Annotated in this window: 15 protein-coding genes; 8 read left to right on the top strand and 7 right to left on the bottom strand. The window is 70.3% G+C overall.

Annotation, left to right across the window (positions count from 1 at the left end; all coding sequences use genetic code 11):
• Positions 1–38: 38 nt before the first annotated feature.
• On the bottom strand, positions 39–2,741 hold the full coding sequence (locus OHA61_RS07900) for a SpoIIE family protein phosphatase (RefSeq protein ID WP_406302414.1): 2,703 nt from the start codon (positions 2,739–2,741) through the stop codon (positions 39–41).
• Positions 2,742–2,923: 182 nt separating this feature from the next.
• A complete protein-coding gene (locus OHA61_RS07895; RefSeq protein WP_406302413.1) occupies positions 2,924–4,564 on the bottom strand; it encodes an FAD-dependent oxidoreductase in 1,641 nt (546 codons plus the stop codon).
• Between the two features lie 216 nt (positions 4,565–4,780).
• On the opposite strand from OHA61_RS07895, the gene OHA61_RS07890 reads away from it, so the two are divergent.
• The 7 genes from OHA61_RS07890 (at position 4,781) to OHA61_RS07860 (ending at position 10,085) form a co-directional block, all read left to right on the top strand.
• Positions 4,781–5,902 (top strand): SchA/CurD-like domain-containing protein, encoded by a 1,122-nt coding sequence (locus tag OHA61_RS07890; protein WP_324977149.1) that lies wholly within the window; start codon positions 4,781–4,783, stop codon positions 5,900–5,902.
• A gap of 70 nt (positions 5,903–5,972) precedes the next feature.
• Positions 5,973–6,416 carry a cupin domain-containing protein gene (locus OHA61_RS07885; protein ID WP_142213057.1) on the top strand — a complete coding sequence of 148 codons (444 nt, stop codon included), beginning with the start codon at positions 5,973–5,975 and terminating at the stop codon, positions 6,414–6,416.
• On the top strand, positions 6,413–7,681 hold the full coding sequence (locus OHA61_RS07880) for a beta-ketoacyl-[acyl-carrier-protein] synthase family protein (protein WP_406302411.1): 1,269 nt from the start codon (positions 6,413–6,415) through the stop codon (positions 7,679–7,681). The genes OHA61_RS07885 and OHA61_RS07880 overlap by 4 nt, the downstream gene beginning before the upstream one ends.
• A complete protein-coding gene (locus OHA61_RS07875) occupies positions 7,678–8,928 on the top strand; it encodes a ketosynthase chain-length factor (protein ID WP_406302410.1) in 1,251 nt (416 codons plus the stop codon). The genes OHA61_RS07880 and OHA61_RS07875 overlap by 4 nt, the downstream gene beginning before the upstream one ends.
• 16 nt (positions 8,929–8,944) lie before the next feature.
• Positions 8,945–9,202 (top strand): acyl carrier protein, encoded by a 258-nt coding sequence (locus OHA61_RS07870; RefSeq protein WP_142213054.1) that lies wholly within the window; start codon positions 8,945–8,947, stop codon positions 9,200–9,202.
• Between the two features lies 1 nt (position 9,203).
• Positions 9,204–9,677, top strand: coding sequence for an SRPBCC family protein (locus OHA61_RS07865; protein ID WP_406302409.1), 474 nt, complete (start codon positions 9,204–9,206; stop codon positions 9,675–9,677).
• 75 nt (positions 9,678–9,752) lie between these two features.
• Positions 9,753–10,085, top strand: a complete 333-nt coding sequence (locus tag OHA61_RS07860; protein WP_324977133.1) for a TcmI family type II polyketide cyclase — start codon at positions 9,753–9,755, stop codon at positions 10,083–10,085.
• A gap of 74 nt (positions 10,086–10,159) precedes the next feature.
• Here the strand turns inward: OHA61_RS07860 and OHA61_RS07855 are convergent, their stop codons facing one another.
• Both OHA61_RS07855 and OHA61_RS07850 read right to left on the bottom strand, forming a co-directional pair.
• Positions 10,160–11,227, bottom strand: coding sequence for a methyltransferase (locus OHA61_RS07855; RefSeq protein WP_389373394.1), 1,068 nt, complete (start codon positions 11,225–11,227; stop codon positions 10,160–10,162).
• A 35-nt stretch (positions 11,228–11,262) separates the two neighbouring features.
• The gene (locus tag OHA61_RS07850) at positions 11,263–12,327 is read right to left on the bottom strand and encodes a right-handed parallel beta-helix repeat-containing protein (protein WP_324974350.1); all 1,065 of its coding nucleotides are present in this window, start codon (positions 12,325–12,327) and stop codon (positions 11,263–11,265) included.
• 428 nt (positions 12,328–12,755) lie between these two features.
• Between OHA61_RS07850 and rsgA the strand changes: the two genes are divergently transcribed.
• Positions 12,756–13,865: a ribosome small subunit-dependent GTPase A gene (gene rsgA / locus OHA61_RS07845; RefSeq protein ID WP_406302408.1), complete on the top strand. Its 1,110-nt coding sequence runs from the start codon at positions 12,756–12,758 to the stop codon at positions 13,863–13,865.
• Between the two features lie 167 nt (positions 13,866–14,032).
• Here the strand turns inward: rsgA and OHA61_RS07840 are convergent, their stop codons facing one another.
• From OHA61_RS07840 to OHA61_RS07830, 3 genes are all read right to left on the bottom strand, one after another.
• Complete coding sequence (locus tag OHA61_RS07840; RefSeq protein WP_324974355.1) at positions 14,033–14,398, bottom strand: PPOX class F420-dependent oxidoreductase; 366 nt, start codon at positions 14,396–14,398, stop codon at positions 14,033–14,035.
• Positions 14,399–14,521: 123 nt separating this feature from the next.
• The gene (locus tag OHA61_RS07835; RefSeq protein WP_324974358.1) at positions 14,522–15,004 is read right to left on the bottom strand and encodes a DUF456 domain-containing protein; all 483 of its coding nucleotides are present in this window, start codon (positions 15,002–15,004) and stop codon (positions 14,522–14,524) included.
• A gap of 23 nt (positions 15,005–15,027) precedes the next feature.
• Positions 15,028–16,020 carry a helix-turn-helix domain-containing protein gene (locus tag OHA61_RS07830; protein WP_389373397.1) on the bottom strand — a complete coding sequence of 331 codons (993 nt, stop codon included), beginning with the start codon at positions 16,018–16,020 and terminating at the stop codon, positions 15,028–15,030.
• Position 16,021 lies beyond the last annotated feature (1 nt).

Below are 16,021 nucleotides of genomic sequence, written 5' to 3'. Positions count from 1 at the left end.
GCCGGGCGCGTCACACGGCCCGCCCGGCCCGTCCGGCGTCACTCCCCGCCGGAGTTCAGCGGCTGTTCCGTCCAGATGACCTTGCCGTCGGGCGTGTACCGGGTGCCCCAGCGGTCCGCGAACTGCGCGACCAGGAACAGGCCCCGGCCCCCCTCGTCCGTGGTCGCCGCCTGCCGCAGATGCGGGGACGTACTGCTGTGGTCGGAGACCTCGCAGATCAGGGTGCGGTCACGGATCAGGCGTACCCGGATCGGCCCCGTGGCGTAGCGGATCGCGTTGGTGACCAGCTCACTGAGGATCAGCTCCGTCGTGAACGCCTCCTCCTCCAGCTCCCACTCGGCCAGCTTGTGCGTCACCGCGGCCCGCACCCGCCGCACCGCCGCGGGATCGGGCGGCACGTCCCAGTCGGCCACCCGGCTGGAGTCCAGTACGCGCGTACTGCCCACCAGCAGCGCGATGTCGTCGCGCGGGCGCTGTGGCAACAGCGCCTTGAGCACCGCCTCGCAGGTCTCCTCCGGACTGCGGTCCGCGCTGTCCGCCAGTGTGTGGCGCAGCAGCGTGAGGCCCTCGTCGATGTCCCGGTCACGGTCCTCGACCAGGCCGTCCGTGTACAGCACCAGCCGGCTGTCCTCGGGCAGCTGAAGCTCCAGCGTCTCGAAAGGCAGACCGCCGAGCCCGAGCGGCGGGCCGCCGGGCACATCGGCGAAGACCGCGGTGCCGTCGGCGTGGACGATCGCCGGCTGGAGATGGCCGGCGCGCGCCATCGAGCAGATCCCGGAGACGGGGTCGTAGATCGCGTAGACGCAGGTGGCTCCGGTGACTGAGGCGTCCGAGCCGTTCGAGCCCGCCGAGCCGTCGCCCGCCTCGTCCTGGTCGATGCGGGCGACGAGCTCGTCGAGATGCCACAGCAGCTCGTCGGGCGGCAGGTCCAGCGTCGAGAAGTTGTGGACCGCCGTGCGCAGCCGGCCCATGGTGGCCGCGGCGTGCAGACCGTGGCCGACGACATCGCCCACCACGAGCGCGACCCGCGCGCCGGGCAGCGGGATGATGTCGAACCAGTCGCCGCCGACTCCGCCGAGCCCGCCGAGTCCGGCCTGCGCGGGCCGGTAGCGGTAGGCGACGTCGAGGGCGTTCTGCTCGGGCAGGACGCGCGGCAGCAGGCTGCGCTGCAGGGTCACGGCCATGGTGTGCTCGCGGGTGTAGCGGCGGGCGTTGTCGATGCTCACCGCGGCCCGCGCGACCAGCTCCTCGGCGAGGGAGAGGTCCTCCTCCTCGAACGGCTCGGGCTTCTCGGAGCGCCAGAACATCGCCACGCCCAGGATCACCCCGCGGGCCCGCAGCGGTACCGCGATCATCGAGTGGATGCCGTGCTCGACGAGCTTGCGCGCCCGGTCCGGGTCCTGGTCCTGCCATCCGGTGTACGCGGACAGATCCGCTTCCAGGACCGCCTCGCCCATGCGGATGCCGAAGCCGAGCGGGGTGGAGGGCACGAAGCGGATCAGTTTGCCCAGCGGGTAGAGCGCGGTGTCCTCGCTCAGGCCGCTGAAGGCGGTGCGGCGCATGTCCGTGCCCGTGCCGGTGACCGGTGGCTCCTCGCCGCGCAGGACGGTCTCCACCAGGTCGACGGTGGCGTAGTCCGCGAACCGGGCCGCCCCGAACTCCGCCAGCTCCTCGCAGGTGCGCACCACATCCAGCGTGGTGCCGATCTCCGTGCCCGCGTCGTAGAGCAGCTTGAGCCGCCCCCGCGCCACATCGGCCTTTCCGGTCAGGGCCTGCAGCTCGGTGGTGTCCCGCAGGGTCGCGACACTTCCGGGCGGCCCGCCGGCCTGGTCGGTCGACCGCTGGTTCACTGCGAGCAGCCGGTCGCCGACGACATGGAGTTCGTCGGTGGCGGTCCGCCCCGAGGCCAGCAGCCGGGCGGTGAGCGGATCGAGCCCGAGTTCGGTGACGGGGACGCCTTCCACATGGTCCGGAAGGGCGAGCAGCCGGCGTGCCTCGTCGTTGGCGAGCAGCAGCCGGCCGTCGCCGCCGACGATGAGCACGCCTTCCCGCACGGCATGCAGCACCGCGTCGTGGTGCTCGTACATGCGGGTCATCTCCAGCGGCCCGAGGCCGTGCGTCTGGCGGCGCAGCCGCCTGCTCACCAGCGCGGTACCGCCCGTGGTGACGAGCAGCACCGCCCCGGTGGCGCCGAACAGCAGAGGGAACTGGTCCTCGACGACTCCGCTGACATGCTCGATGGTGATCCCGGCGGAGACCAGCCCGACGACCTTGCCGTTGCTGTCGATGACCGGGACGACGGCCTGGACGAGCGGCCCGATGGTCCCGATGATCTTCTCGGTGGTGACCTCACCGGCGAGCGCGGGCTGCAGATTGCCGACGAACTTCTTGCCGATCCGGTCGGGGAGCGGGTGCGTGTAGCGGATCCCCTCGGTGTTGAGTACGACGATGAAGTCGACCCCGGAGCGGATACGGGCTTCCTCGGCGCGCGGCTGCAGCACGAGGGTCGGGTTGGCAGCCTTGAGCGCTGCTTCGATACCCGGCGAATTGGCGAAGGTCTCGGCGACGGCGACGGACCGGTTCTTGGCCTCGCGCTCGCTGTCGGACCTGGACTGCAGCACCAGCGCCACCATGGCGGCCGCTACCAGCAACACCACGATCGCCAGCTGCAGGAGAAAGACCTGACCTGCGACAGTTCGCATTCTCAGAACCGAGCGCGGGCGGCCGTAGCGTCCGGCCATGTCCTATTTCTACACCTCCCGCCTACGGTGAGCTATCTGCGCACCGTAGAGCGCGGAGGCCGACTGCGCGACGTGTTCGCGACAGATTCCGTAACCGGAACTACCGAGTCCCTTTGATCGGACAGGCGACCAAAGGGACTCGGCGGGATGATCAGGACGCGTTCAGGGCGAGCTCAGCGGCGTCAGGACCGGCTCAGCACCGTCGCCATGACCTCGTGCAGCACCCCTTCCGGATCGCTCACCGCTCCCGGCGACCGCCAGGCCACGAAGCCGTCGGGGCGCACCAGCACCGCGCCCTGCTCGGTCACGCTGTGCAGCGCGGCCCAGTCGGTGTCACCCTCCGGAACCAGATCGGCGTCCGGGCCCTCGCCGATCGCGTAGGCGTCCAGCCGCACGGACAGCCGCTCGGCGGCCTTCCGCGCCGCCGCGCGCCACTCGCTGCCCTCGGCACTCAGCAGCACGAACGACCGCTCGTAGAGGTCCAGCGTGGACTGCCGGCCACCGGGACCGCTCACCCACATGTGCGGAGACCGGGTGCCCGGGTCGCCCGCGAGGCGCATCTGCTCCGGTACGACGGGACGCTCGGGATCGGTGCCGAGAACCGCGCCGCGCGGATAGCCGTACCCCATGGCCACCGAGAGGATCCCGCCCTTGGGGCCCCCGGCCTGCGTGGGCGCCGGGGCATATCCGGGGTGGCTGTGTTCCGCCGAGCGCGCCGAGGCCCGCTCGCTCGTCGCCCGGGCCACCGGCTGCCGCTCCGCGCCATAGGTGTCCAGCAGACCGGGACCCGCCGAGCCGTCCAGCACCATCGCCAGCTTCCACGCCAGGTTGTGGGCGTCCTGGATTCCGGTGTTGGACCCGAAAGCGCCGGTCGGGGACATCTCGTGCGCCGAGTCCCCGGCCAGGAAGACCCGCCCGGAGCTGTACCGATCGGCCACGCGTTCCGCCGCGTGCCACGGCGCCTTGCCGGTGATCTCGACATCCAGGCCGGGCGCGCCGACGGCCCGCCGGATGTGCTCGGCGCAGCGCTCGTCGGTGAAGTCCTCGAGGGGCTCGCCCTGCTCGGGGTGCCAGGGCGCGTGGAAGACCCACTGCTGCGCGTTGTCCACCGGCAGCAGGGCGCCGTCCGCTCCCGGCTTGGTCAGGTAGCAGACGATGAAGCGCTTGTCGCCCAGTACGTCGATGAGCTGCCGGGAGCGGAAGGTGATGCTCACGTTGTGGAACAGATCGCCGTTGCCGCTCTGCCCGATCCGCAGCTGCTCCCTGACCGGGCTGCGCGGCCCGTCCGCCGCCACCAGATAGTCCGCCCGAATGGTGGAGTGCTCACCGGTCTCCCGGTTCTTCACGATCGCCGTGACACCCGACTCGTCCTGTTCGAAGGAGAGCAGCTCGGTGGAGAACCGCAGATCGGCTCCCTGCTCGCGCGAGCGCGCCATGAGCTGCGGCTCGATGTCGTTCTGGCTGCACAGACACCAGGTGGACGGGCTGAACCGGGCGAGCTTGCCACCCGGGTCGATCTCCTTGAACAGCCACTCCTGGTCGTCGCCGGTCAGCGATCCGGCCTGCAGGATCCCGTGATTGTCCGCGAGGACCGACGCGGCCTGCCGGATCTGGGCCTCCACTCCGGCAACCCGGAACAGCTCCATGGTGCGCACGTTCATGCCGCGTCCGCGCGGATGCGTCGAGGTGCCCGAATGCTTCTCGACCAGCAGAGGTCTGACGCCGTGGCGGCCCAGAAACACCGAGGTGGACAGGCCGACCAGGGACCCGCCCACGATGAGGACCTCCACGCGCTCAGCGCTTTGGCCGACGTTTTCATCCATCAGTAACTCCAGCTCCTGCCGCCCTTGGGGGATGCACTTTCCATGCCCTGTGGGACGGCGGTTGCCTCGCCCATTCACCCGCTTGGTTCTCAGCTCTCGCGCCAGTCGAAGTACCGGACCACGATCGTTTTCGGGAGCGCCCCCGACTCACGGGAGGCGGACCGTCCGTATCCGCAGGGCTGTTGAGCCGCGCGGTGACGCAAAGGAGTGTGAGAGATGACAACCCTGTCGGAACGGATATCTCAGTCCGCCTTCGACGGCTCAAGGCTTCGAGTCGTTCTGCTGCTCGATCTGCACGACGGCGCACAGAACCAGTTCCTGGAGGCGTACGAGGACCTGCGCAACCAGGTCGCGTCGGTCCCCGGCCACATCAGCGACCAGCTGTGCCAGTCCATCGAGAACCCCTCCCAGTGGCTCATCACCAGCGAGTGGGAGAGCGCGCCGCCCTTCCTGGCCTGGGTGAACAGCGAGGAGCACGTCGAGACGGTCCAGCCGCTGCACAGCTGCGTACGGGACACCCGCTCGCTGCGCTTCAGCGTTCTGCGCGAAACCGGAAAGACCGTCACCTCCGCACCCGAGGAGCTCAAGGGCCGCCTCCAGGCATCGCCCAGGCTCGGCGACGGAGTCGTCCGGCACGCGCTCACCTTCACGGTGAAGCCGGGCACCGAGAAGAAGGTCGCGAAGATCCTTTCCGGCTACACCTCACCGTCCGCCCGGGTCGACGAACACACCCGGCTGCGCCGCACCTCCCTCTTCATGCACGGCAACCGGGTGGTGCGGGCCATCGAGGTGCAGGGCGACCTTCTCGCCGCACTGCGCCACGTGGCCAAGCAGCCCGAGGTCCGCGAGGTGGAGGAGGCCATCAACCCGTATCTGGAACAGGACCGGGACCTCAACGACCCCAACTCCGCGCGCGTGTTCTTCACCCGGGCCGCACTGCCCGCCGTACACCATGTGGCGGCTGACGGGCCGTACTCCGCCGAGCTCACCCGGCACGCGCTGTACTACCCGGCCAAGGAAGGCTGCGGCATGGCGCTGGCCCGGCTGCTCGCCAAGCAGGACGAGGCGGCGGCCCAGAGCCCGGACAGCCCCATCGCGAGCAGCACGATCTTCCAGCGCGACGACATCGTCGTCCGGCTCGTCGACATGACCGGAAAGCTCGATGCGCAGCCCGCGCTCGCGCTCGGCATGAGCGGTCCCCGCAAGGCCGCCACGCTCGCCCGGCTGCTCGCGGTCGGCGAGGAGGGCGTCCCGGAGACCGACAAGGAGATGGCGCGCTTCCTCAAGCACTCCGCCATGGAGCTGATCACCGACCGCAACGCGCCGCCGGAGTCCTGACCCGTACGTCCGGCGCGTCGCGGCCTGGCAGGCCGAGCCGTCGGGGGCACCGCACCTGGAGGAACCAGACATGACGAAGCACAGCCCACGCATCGTGGATCTCAGCGAGACCCAGCCCAACCGACGGCGCGGCGGTGACCTGCGCGCCATGCTCACCCCGACCGCGGTGGGCGCGACCAGCGGCTTCATGGGCCTTGCCATCGTGCAGCCCGGTGAGCGCATCGGCGAGCACTACCACCCGTACTCCGAGGAATTCGTATACGTGGTGAGCGGTCTCCTCGAGGTGGACCTTGACGGCGAGACGCACTCGATGCGGCCCGATCAGGGGCTCATGATCCCCCTGAACGTGCGCCACCGGTTCCGCAACGTGGGGGACGTGGAGGCCCGCATGGTCTTCCACCTCGGCCCGCTGGCCCCGCGCCCCGAGCTCGGGCATGTCGACACCGAGCCCACCGAAAACAGCGAAGGCGCCGAGCAGGGCAGGCCGCCGGAACGGACTGGGGCCGTTTCGTGAACCGGCGGGTGGCGGTCACCGGGGTCGGTATCGTCGCCCCCGGAGGAGTGGGCGCCCGGCAGTTCTGGGACCTGCTCGCGAACGGCCGTACGGCGACGCGGGGCATCACGCTCTTCAACCCGGAGGGCTTCCGCTCCCGCATCGCCGCCGAGGTCGACTTCGACCCCGAGGCCCACGGTCTCGACGGGGACCAGGTGGCGCGCGCGGACCGGTACATCCAGTTCGCGCTGGTGGCCGCCCGCGAGGCGATGTCCGATGCCGGGCTCGACCCCGAGAAGGAGGACCCCTGGCGGATCGGTGTCTCTCTGGGCACGGCCGTCGGCGGCACCACTCGTCTGGAGCACGACTACGTCGCGGTCAGCGAATCCGGCGCCCGCTGGGACGTGGACCACCGCCCGGCGGGAGCGCATCTGCACCGCGCGTTCTCGCCGAGCACCCTCGCCTCCGCGGTCGCCGAACAGGTGGGCGCCCACGGTCCGGTACAGACCGTCTCGACGGGCTGTACCTCGGGACTCGACGCGATCGGCTATGCCTTCGCCTCCATCCAGGAGGGCCGGGTCGATGTCTGCATAGCCGGCGCGTCGGACTCGCCCATCTCACCGATCACGGTGGCCTGCTTCGACGCGATCAAGGCGACGTCGCCGAACAACGACGACCCGGCGCACGCGTCGCGGCCGTTCGACCTCAACCGGGACGGGTTCGTGATGGGCGAGGGCGGCGCCGTCCTCATCCTGGAGGAACTGGAACACGCCCGGGCCCGCGGAGCGACCGTCTACTGCGAGATCGGGGGCTACGCCACCTTCGGCAACGCCTACCACATGACGGGACTGACCCCCGAGGGCCTGGAAATGGCCCGGGCCATCAACACCGCTCTCGGCCACGCCCGGTTGAACGCCACGGCGATCGACTACGTCAACGCGCACGGCTCGGGCACCAAGCAGAACGACCGTCACGAGACTGCCGCGGTCAAACGCTCCCTGGGCGAGCACGCCTTCAAGACGCCCATGAGCTCCATCAAATCCATGGTGGGTCACTCGCTGGGCGCCATCGGCGCGATCGAACTCGTGGCCTGCGTCCTGGCCATGGCCCATCAAGTGGTCCCGCCGACCGCGAACTACGAGACCCCCGATCCCGAGTGCGACCTGGACTATGTGCCGCGCACCGCACGCCCCCGGAAGCTGCGCAGTGTGCTCTCCGTCGGCAGTGGGTTCGGCGGTTTCCAGTCCGCGGTCGTCATGACCAGACCGAATGGGAGGGCGCGATGAGCCCCAGCCGGATCCGGCGGACGGTCGTCACAGGTATAGGCGCCATAGCCCCCAACGGGGCCGGCACCGAGGTCTTCTGGAAGTCGACCCTGGAGGGCCTCAGTGTGCTCGACCGGGTCACCCGGGAGGGGTGCGAGCACCTGCCGCTCCGGGTCGCGGGCGAGGTGCGGGACTTCGACCCCGGTTCGCTGATCGAGGAGCGCTATCTCGTCCAGACGGACCGGTTCTCGCACTTCGCGATGGCCGCGGCCGATCTCGCCCTCGACGACGCCCGGCTGGGCCGCGCCGACTACGAGGGCTCGCCGTTCGCGGTCGGTGTGGTTACCGCCGCCGGGTCCGGCGGCGGTGAGTTCGGCCAGCGCGAACTGCAGCGGCTGTGGGGGCAGGGCCCCCGCTATGTCGGCCCGTACCAGTCCATCGCCTGGTTCTACGCGGCGAGCACCGGCCAGATCTCCATCCGGGCCGGGTTCAAGGGCCCCTGCGGCGTCGTGGCCAGCGACGAAGCAGGCGGGCTGGACGCGTTCGCGCATGCCGCGAGAGCCGTACGCAACGGAGCCGACGCGGTCGTCGTCGGCTCCGCGGAAGCGCCCCTGGCGCCCTACTCGGTCGTCTGCCAGCTCGGGTACGAGGACTTGAGCACCTGTGAGGACCCGACGCGCGCCTACCGGCCGTTCACCTCGGACGCGTGTGGATTCGTGCCCGCGGAGGGCGGCGCGATGCTCGTGGTCGAGGAGGAGACGGCGGCCTTGCGGCGCGGTGCCAAGCCGCGTGCCGTGGTGGCCGGCCACGGAGCGACCTTCACCGGTCCTTCCCGGTGGGAGCAGTCCCGCGAGGGGCTGGCCCAGGCGATCCGCGGGGCGCTGGCGGAGGCCCGGTGCGCGCCCGAGGAGATCGACGTGGTCTTCGCGGACGCGCTCGGCGTACCGGAGGCCGACCGCGCCGAGGCGCTGGCGATCGCCGACGCGCTGGGTGCACACGGCCGGCGCGTACCGGTCACGGCGCCCAAGACGGGCATCGGGCGGGCCTATTGCGGAGGACCGGTGCTGGATGTGGCCGCCGCGGTACTGGCCATGGAACACGGCGTCGTGCCGCCCACGCCCAACGTCTTCGACGTCTGCCACGACCTCAGCCTCGTGACCGGCCGGGCCCGTCCGGCACAGCTGCGGACCGCCCTGGTGCTCAGCCGCGGCCTCATGGGCTCGAACGCGGCGCTGGTGCTGCGCGGCGCCACCGACACCCCCGAGTGAAGAAGGAGAGTCCCCCATGTCCGACCGACTGACCATCGAAGAACTGGCCGCCCTGATGAAGAAGGGCGCCGGTCTCACCGTGGACCCCGTCGACCTCGCGAACCGGCCCGACTCCGGCTTCGACGAGTTCGGCCTCGACTCCCTGGGCCTGCTCGGCATCGTCGGCGAGCTGGAGAACCGGCACGGCCGTCCGCTGCCTCCCGACGCGGACCGCTGCAAGACCCCGCGGGAGTTCCTCGACCTCGTCAACAACACCCTCATGACTGGAGCCTGACGTGCCCGGACACACCGAGAACGAGATCACCGTCGTCGCACCCCTGGACCTCGTCTGGGACATGACCAACGACATCGAGAACTGGCCCGGCCTGTTCAGCGAGTACGCGTCGGTCGAGATCATGGAGCGGAAGGGCAGCACCACCACCTTCCGCCTCACCATGCACCCCGACGACAACGGCAAGGTCTGGAGCTGGGTCTCGGAGCGTACGACCGACCGCAAGAAGCGCAGGGTCACGGCCCGCCGGGTCGAGACGGGCCCCTTCGAGCACATGAACATCCGCTGGGAGTACTCGGAGGTCCCGGGCGGCACCCGGATGCACTGGACGCAGGACTTCGCGATGAAGCCGGACGCCCCGGTCGACGACGACTGGATGACCGACAACATCAACCGCAACTCCAAGATCCAGCTGGAGCTCATCCGGGACAAGATCGAACAGCGCGACCGCGAGCGCCGCTCCGCCGCCGTCAACTGAAGCCGTCCGTCAACTGAAGCCGTCCGACGCGGAAACCAGGCCGGGTGAGGAGCCCGGCCGGGAAAGGAACCTCCTGTGCACCACGCTCTGATCGTCGCCCGTATGGCGCCGGAGTCGGCTCCGGACATCGCCAAGCTGTTCGCGGCGTCCGACGCCGGCGAACTGCCGCACCTCGTCGGGGTGTCCCGGCGCAAACTGTTCCAGTTCGGCGACGTGTATCTGCATCTGATCGAGTCGGACCGGCCACCTGGCCCCGAGATCGCCAAGGTGACGGAACACCCCTCGTTCAAGGACATCAGCGACCGGCTCCAGGCCTTCGTCAGCCCCTACGACCCGGAGACCTGGCGGAGCCCGAAGGACGCGATGGCCCGTCAGTTCTACGCCTGGGAGCGTGACGCCGCCGTCTGACGAACCCGACGCGGCACAACGCCCCGGGCCCGGCTCAGTTGGAGCCGGGCCCGGGGCGTTCGTGGTGTACCGGATCAGCCGGGGACGACCGACTCGAAGGCGTGCAGATACGCGTTGACGGGGCGGATCTCACTGATGACCAGGCCCGCCCGGGTGATGCGCTCCACCATGCTCGCCCTGGTGTGCTTGGCACCTCCGACGTTGAGCAGCAGAAGCAGATCCATCGAGGTGGTGAACTTCATCGAGGGGGTGTCGTCGACGAGGTTCTCGATGACGACGACCCTCGCCCCGGGGCGGGCCGCCGAGACGATGTTCTGCAGGGTCCTGCGGGTGGACTCGTCGTCCCACTCCAGGATGTTCTTGATGATGTAGAGATCGGCCTCGACCGGAATGTCCTCACGGCAGTCCCCGGGGACGATGCGTACCCGCTCGGCGAGCGAACCGCCCGTGAGCAGCCGGGGATCCGCCTTCGCCACCACATCGGGCAGATCCAGCAGCGTTCCCCGCAGGCCCGGGTGCTTCTCCAGCAGGCTGGCCAGCACATGACCCTGGCCGCCGCCGATGTCGGCGACCACGCCCACGCCGGTGAGGTCGAGGAGTTCCGCGACCTCCAGCGCCGACTGCACGCTGGACGTGGTCATGGCCCGGTTGAACACATGCGCCGACTCGTGCGCGTCCTGGTGCAGATACTCGAAGAAGCCCTTGCCGTACAGCTCCTGGAACACGTTCCCGCCCGAACGGACCGCCTCGTCGAGGCGGGGCCAGGCGTCCCAGGTCCACGGCTCCGTACACCACAGGGCGATGTAGCGCAGGCTGCCCGGATCGTCCTCGCGCAGCATGCGGGACATCTGGGTGTGGGAGAAGCTCCCGTCCGGCGTCTCGGCGAAGACGCCGTAGCAGGACAGGGCGCGCAGCAGCCGGCGCAGCGGCTGCGGCTCGGTGTTCAGCTCGGCGGCGAGCTCCTCGGCAGTGGCGGGTTCCTCGCCGAGGGCGTCGGCGACACCCAGCCGGGCCGCCGCGCGTACGGCGGCGGCGCAGGCCGCCCCGAACACGAGCTCCCGCAGGCGCATGGCCGGCGGGGGAGCGGCGGCCTCGGCAGTGGAGCCGGCCGCCGGCGTGGGTCTGGGACTTACGGTGGTCATACCGCCTCGATTCTCCAGGTGAAGGGGAACACCGGTCAGCACATTCCTGCGGGCTCGGAGGCCTGGCAGACATTGCCGGTGAACGTGTTGCCCGTACCGCTGCCGCGATTGGCGAGGTCCGCGGGCTTATTGCCCTCCAGCTGGTTGTTCTTGATGACATTGGCGGTGTTCTGGGCGCCCACGAAGCTCTGGAACAGCACGATTCCGCCGGACAGCGGCGAGGCGCCGACGTTGTCCGCGACGTAGTTGGCACGGATCTCCGTCGACTCGGCGCCGGTCAGGACGATTCCGGAGCCCTGGATGGCGGGGAGCCGGGGGGTGGCCGGGCACGACTTGTTGTTGGCGACGATCATGTTGGCCCGCAGGGTCATCGCGCCGGCCGCGGGCTTCGACTCGTCGCCCACGACGAACACGCCCGCGCAGTTCCCGGTGATGTGGTTGCCGCGGACAGTGAGGTTCCGGACCCGTCTGACGGTGACTCCGATACGGTTCCCGGTCAGCTGGTTGCCCGCGATCACCGCGCCCCCGGTGTCGGTCGCCCCGCCCTCGGCGTCGACCGTGTTCGCGATGAAGATTCCCGCATCGCCGTTGTCCCGGACGACATTGCCCTTGAACACGGCACGGGTGGACCTCTGCTGGGCGATGCCCCAGACCCCGTTCTTCTCCGCGATCACGTTCCGGACCGCCAGACGGTCGGTGTCGGAGGCCCAGACGGCGTTCTTCTTGAAGCCTGTGAGAGTCAGTCCCCGGATGGTCACGCCGTCGACCGTCTTGGCCGCCGTGCCCATCACACAGATGCCGTTGCCACTCGCGGCACAGGAGTTGGCCGCCGGTGTGGTGGCCGCTGCCGGCTTGATGACGGTCTCCGTCCCCCACCCGCGCAGGGTGAGGTCCGCCTTGGTGACAAGGACGCTCTCACGGTACGTGCCGGGTGAGACGACGATGGTGTCTCCCGGCTGGGCGGCGTCCACCGCTTCCTGGATCGATTCGCCCGGGTGCACCGTGTGCATGGCCGCGGCGGAGGACGGGGCGGCTGCGCCCAGTCCCGAGACCACGACGACTGCGATGCATGTCAGGCACATGAGCTGTCGTTTCGTCATGAGGCGAAGCTATGGGCGATCATGGGGGCTCGCCACACGGCGTGAGCGTATGGATACATAACGTGCGCGAGTGGCCCAAGCGGGGGCGGCCGAACAGGTGACGGGGCGAGCCTCCTGCGCCGACGCCGGCGGCGCGGGGAACTCGCCGGGGCCGGGGGCTTGTTCGGGCTCGCCGCCGCGCCGGAAAACAGGTTGACGCCTCACACCGCCGCCGGGCATCGTTGCCTCGTTCCCGGCGGCGGTACGAAACCACCGTGCGGGGCCGCCGTAGGAGAACAGGAGGTGAGGACCGTGATGACTGTCGCTGCGCTGGGCGCTGCCCAGGTCCAGAAGATCATCATTCCCACCCCTGTGGTCTCCGGCTGACCTTCCTTCTCCTTCCGCGCCGACGAGCGCGATGCCGGGGCCACCCTGTGAAGGGTTTCCCCTTGTCTTTCTCTTCTTCCTCTTCTTCTCAGGCTTCCTCGCACCCGCTGTCCGGCTACGGCTGGGACGAGAACTGGGACGCCGCATTCGCCCCGTACGCCGAGCAGGGGCTGCTGCCCGGCCGGGTCGTACGGGTCGACCGCGGGCAGTGCGATGTCGTCACCGCCGACGGGCTCGTCCGCGCCGACACCGCGTTCGTGACCCCGCACGATCCGCTGCGGGTGATCTGCACGGGTGACTGGGCGGCCGTCGACCGGGACGGCGACCCCCGATTCGTACGGACGTATCTGCCGCGCCGTACCGCCTTCGTACGCTCGACCTCGTCGAACCGCTCCGAGGGGCAGATCCTCGCCGCCAACGTCGACCACGCGATCATCGCGGTCTCGCTCGCCGTGGAACTCGACCTCGGGCGGATCGAGCGATTCCTCGCGCTCGCGTGGGAGAGCGGGGCACAGCCGCTCGTCGTGCTCACCAAGGCCGACCTCGTGCCCGACGTGAGGGGGCTTTCGTATCTCGTCCGGGACGTGGAGACGACGGCGCCGGGCGTGCAGGTGCTGCCCGTCAGTTCCGCGACCGGCGAAGGCGTCGAAGTGCTCGCCGCGGTCGTGTCCGGAGGGACGAGCGTGCTGCTCGGCGTGTCCGGGGCGGGCAAGTCGACGCTCGCGAACGCGCTGCTCGGCGAGGACGTGATGGACGTACAGGCCACCCGCGACATCGACGGCAAGGGCCGCCACACCACCACCACCCGCAACCTCCTCGCCCTGCCTGCCGGGGGCGTACTCATCGACACCCCGGGGCTGCGGGGCGTCGGGCTCTGGGACGCCGAAGCCGGCGTCGGGCAGGTCTTCTCCGAGATCGAGGACCTCGCGCAGGAGTGCCGCTTCCACGACTGCGCGCACGCAGCCGAACCGGGCTGCGCGGTGCTCGCCGCCGTCGAGGACGGTTCGCTGCCGGAGCGGCGGCTGGACAGCTACCGCAAGCTGCTGCGGGAGAACAAGCGCATCGTCGCGAAGACGGACGCGAGGCTGCGGGCGGAGATCCGGCGTGACTGGAAGCAGAAGGGGGCGGAGGGACGGGCGGCGTTTCAGGCGAAGCGCGGCAGCGTGCGGTAACGCCGGGGGGCGTTGCCCCCCCCGGCCCCCGCGCCTCAAACGCCGACGAGGCTGAGTGTTCAGCCCGTCCGGCGTTTGAGGAGATGCGACCGAAGGTCGCCTACGGGGGTCTGGGGGCCTGCCCCCAGTTCGGGAGGGGGCGGGGTGGGGTGGGGGGAAACGCCCCCTCACTCCAAGCCCCAGCTGTGGATCTTCTTCGGGTGGATCCGGATCAGCTCCTCGCTGAAGTGCGGCCCCAGCTCATGCGGCCCCGTCACCAGTTCCGCCTCCCCCCGGATGTCCACCCCCCGCACCCTCCACGGGCGCAGGCTCACAATGTCGTCGACAACCAGCGCAACCTTCGGATTCGCCTGCAGGTTGCGCCACTTCTTCGTCGTCGCGAGGGCGTACCCGCCGATGAGGATCGTCCCGTCGTCCTGGGGGAAGAAGCCGACCGGGTTCGCCTGCGGCTGGCCCTTCGGGTCGACGGTCGCCAGCCGTCCCAGCCGCTGGGACGCGAGATACGCGCGCTCGGCCTCGTTGAATTCGGTCATGTACGCAGCCTCACACGCGTCCCTCGTCCGCCGCATCGGATATGGGACCCAGTCGGGTCCTAGGACTTCTGTCCAGGTTCGGGCCGGGCGTGCGGGGGCGCAGCCCCCGATGACGCGAACCGCTCAGTTCGCCAGCACCGCGCCCATCCACGCCCCCATGACCAGCAGACACGCGAACAGCTCCACCAGCACGCTCGTCCCCACCGCCCGCATCACCGCTCGCGTCGAGGCCGCCGCGGGCCCGTGCCCGCCCAGCCGCAGCCGTTCCGATCCGTAGATCCCCCCGATGAATCCCGGAATCGCGCCCACCACCGGTATCAGGAAGAAGCCGATCAGCGCCCCCACGCCCGCGGACACGACCATCCGGCGGGTGACCCCGACCCCGCGCAGTCGGCGCGGTGGCAGCAGCCACACCAGCACCTGGTCGACGAGCAGGACCGCCGTCGCGCCCACCAGCAGGGCCCAGGCCGTTCCGGTCTTCTCGTGCACCGACCACCACATGACCGCGGCCCACACCAGCCACCGCCCCGGCACACCGGGAACGAGTACCCCGAGCAGGCCCAGCAGCATCACCAGGCCGACCAGCAGGAGCTGCCACACGCCCATCTGCCAAGGGTGCAGGATCCCGCTCAACCGCGCAGGTCGCGCGCCACCCAGCCCTTCGCGTACGCATGCCAGCCGAGCTGCAGCCGGGTCGTCACGCCCGTCAGCTCCATCAGCCCCTTCACCCGGCGCTGAACGGTCCTCAGTCCCAGGTCCAGCTGCTTGGCCGCACTCGCGTCGGTCATCCCGGCCAGCAGCAGCGAAAGGATCTCCAGATCCGTGGCGTCGGGCCCGGGAGCCGCTTCCTCACAGACGTCGCCGCGCGCGCCCAGCCGTATCGGAAGGGCGTCCCGCCACACCGCCTCGAACAGGCCCGTCAGCGACTCGAGGAGCCCGCTCGCATGGACGACGAGGGCCGCGGGCTCGGCCCCCCGCCCGGTCAGCGGCACCATCGCCAGCGTCCGGTCCGCGACGACCAGCTTGGTCGGGACCCGCTCCACCACCCTGACCTGTTCGTCGCGGCCGAGCGCCGCGCTCAGTTCGGTGATCCCACCGGGCATGGCCAGCACTTCGCGCTCGACCACCACGCGGTAGGCGACGCCGCGCGTGGCCGCCTTCTCCTCCGCCTCGTTGTCCGTTGCGGTGACCACGACCGGATTGCCGGTGACCAGGGCGCAGACCTCCTCGGTCGCACCCAGCTGCAGCTGCAGGAAACGGTGCGCGACGGCGCTCGCGCCCGTCACCACCTCGACCAGATCGTGCACGGCGGGCTCGGCGGCCTCCGCGCGGTACTCCTCGGCGAGCAGCGCCGCCGCCAGTTCGGCCTGATCCAGCTCGTGCCGCTGCTGGGTCAGCAGCGCCCCCAGCGCCACGCCCGGCGGCGCCGCCACCCAGCGTCCCGTACGCGCCGAGGACTGCGCGGCGAGGCCCTGTTGCTCCAGCCTTCGCAGCGCGCGCTCGGTGTCCGGCTCCGGCAGGGCCAGCCGGTGCGCGAGATCGGTGACCTCCGCGGCTCCGAGCGCGACGAGCGCGCGGTATGCCGACTCCTGTCTCTCGTCGAGACCTATCGCTCCCAGCACC

Origin of the sequence: Streptomyces sp. NBC_00885 (assembly GCF_045207475.1) — a bacterium.
Classification (GTDB): domain Bacteria; phylum Actinomycetota; class Actinomycetes; order Streptomycetales; family Streptomycetaceae; genus Streptomyces.
The sequence above is the reverse complement of the archived record's forward strand: the minus strand, read 5'-3'. Positions and strand labels throughout refer to the sequence as shown.

What these genes read in the sequence shown, in the direction of transcription:
- OHA61_RS07895 (WP_406302413.1), bottom strand. Translation starts at nt 4,564, where the DNA reads ATGGATGAAAACGTCGGCCAAAGCGCTGAGCGCGTGGAGGTCCTCATC.
- OHA61_RS07840 (WP_324974355.1), bottom strand. Translation starts at nt 14,398, where the DNA reads ATGACCGAATTCAACGAGGCCGAGCGCGCGTATCTCGCGTCCCAGCGG.
- OHA61_RS07890 (WP_324977149.1), top strand. Translation starts at nt 4,781, where the DNA reads ATGACAACCCTGTCGGAACGGATATCTCAGTCCGCCTTCGACGGCTCA.
- OHA61_RS07855 (WP_389373394.1), bottom strand. Translation starts at nt 11,227, where the DNA reads ATGACCACCGTAAGTCCCAGACCCACGCCGGCGGCCGGCTCCACTGCC.
- OHA61_RS07835 (WP_324974358.1), bottom strand. Translation starts at nt 15,004, where the DNA reads ATGGGCGTGTGGCAGCTCCTGCTGGTCGGCCTGGTGATGCTGCTGGGC.
- OHA61_RS07900 (WP_406302414.1), bottom strand. Translation starts at nt 2,741, where the DNA reads ATGGCCGGACGCTACGGCCGCCCGCGCTCGGTTCTGAGAATGCGAACT.
- OHA61_RS07875 (WP_406302410.1), top strand. Translation starts at nt 7,678, where the DNA reads ATGAGCCCCAGCCGGATCCGGCGGACGGTCGTCACAGGTATAGGCGCC.
- OHA61_RS07870 (WP_142213054.1), top strand. Translation starts at nt 8,945, where the DNA reads ATGTCCGACCGACTGACCATCGAAGAACTGGCCGCCCTGATGAAGAAG.
- OHA61_RS07885 (WP_142213057.1), top strand. Translation starts at nt 5,973, where the DNA reads ATGACGAAGCACAGCCCACGCATCGTGGATCTCAGCGAGACCCAGCCC.
- OHA61_RS07850 (WP_324974350.1), bottom strand. Translation starts at nt 12,327, where the DNA reads ATGACGAAACGACAGCTCATGTGCCTGACATGCATCGCAGTCGTCGTG.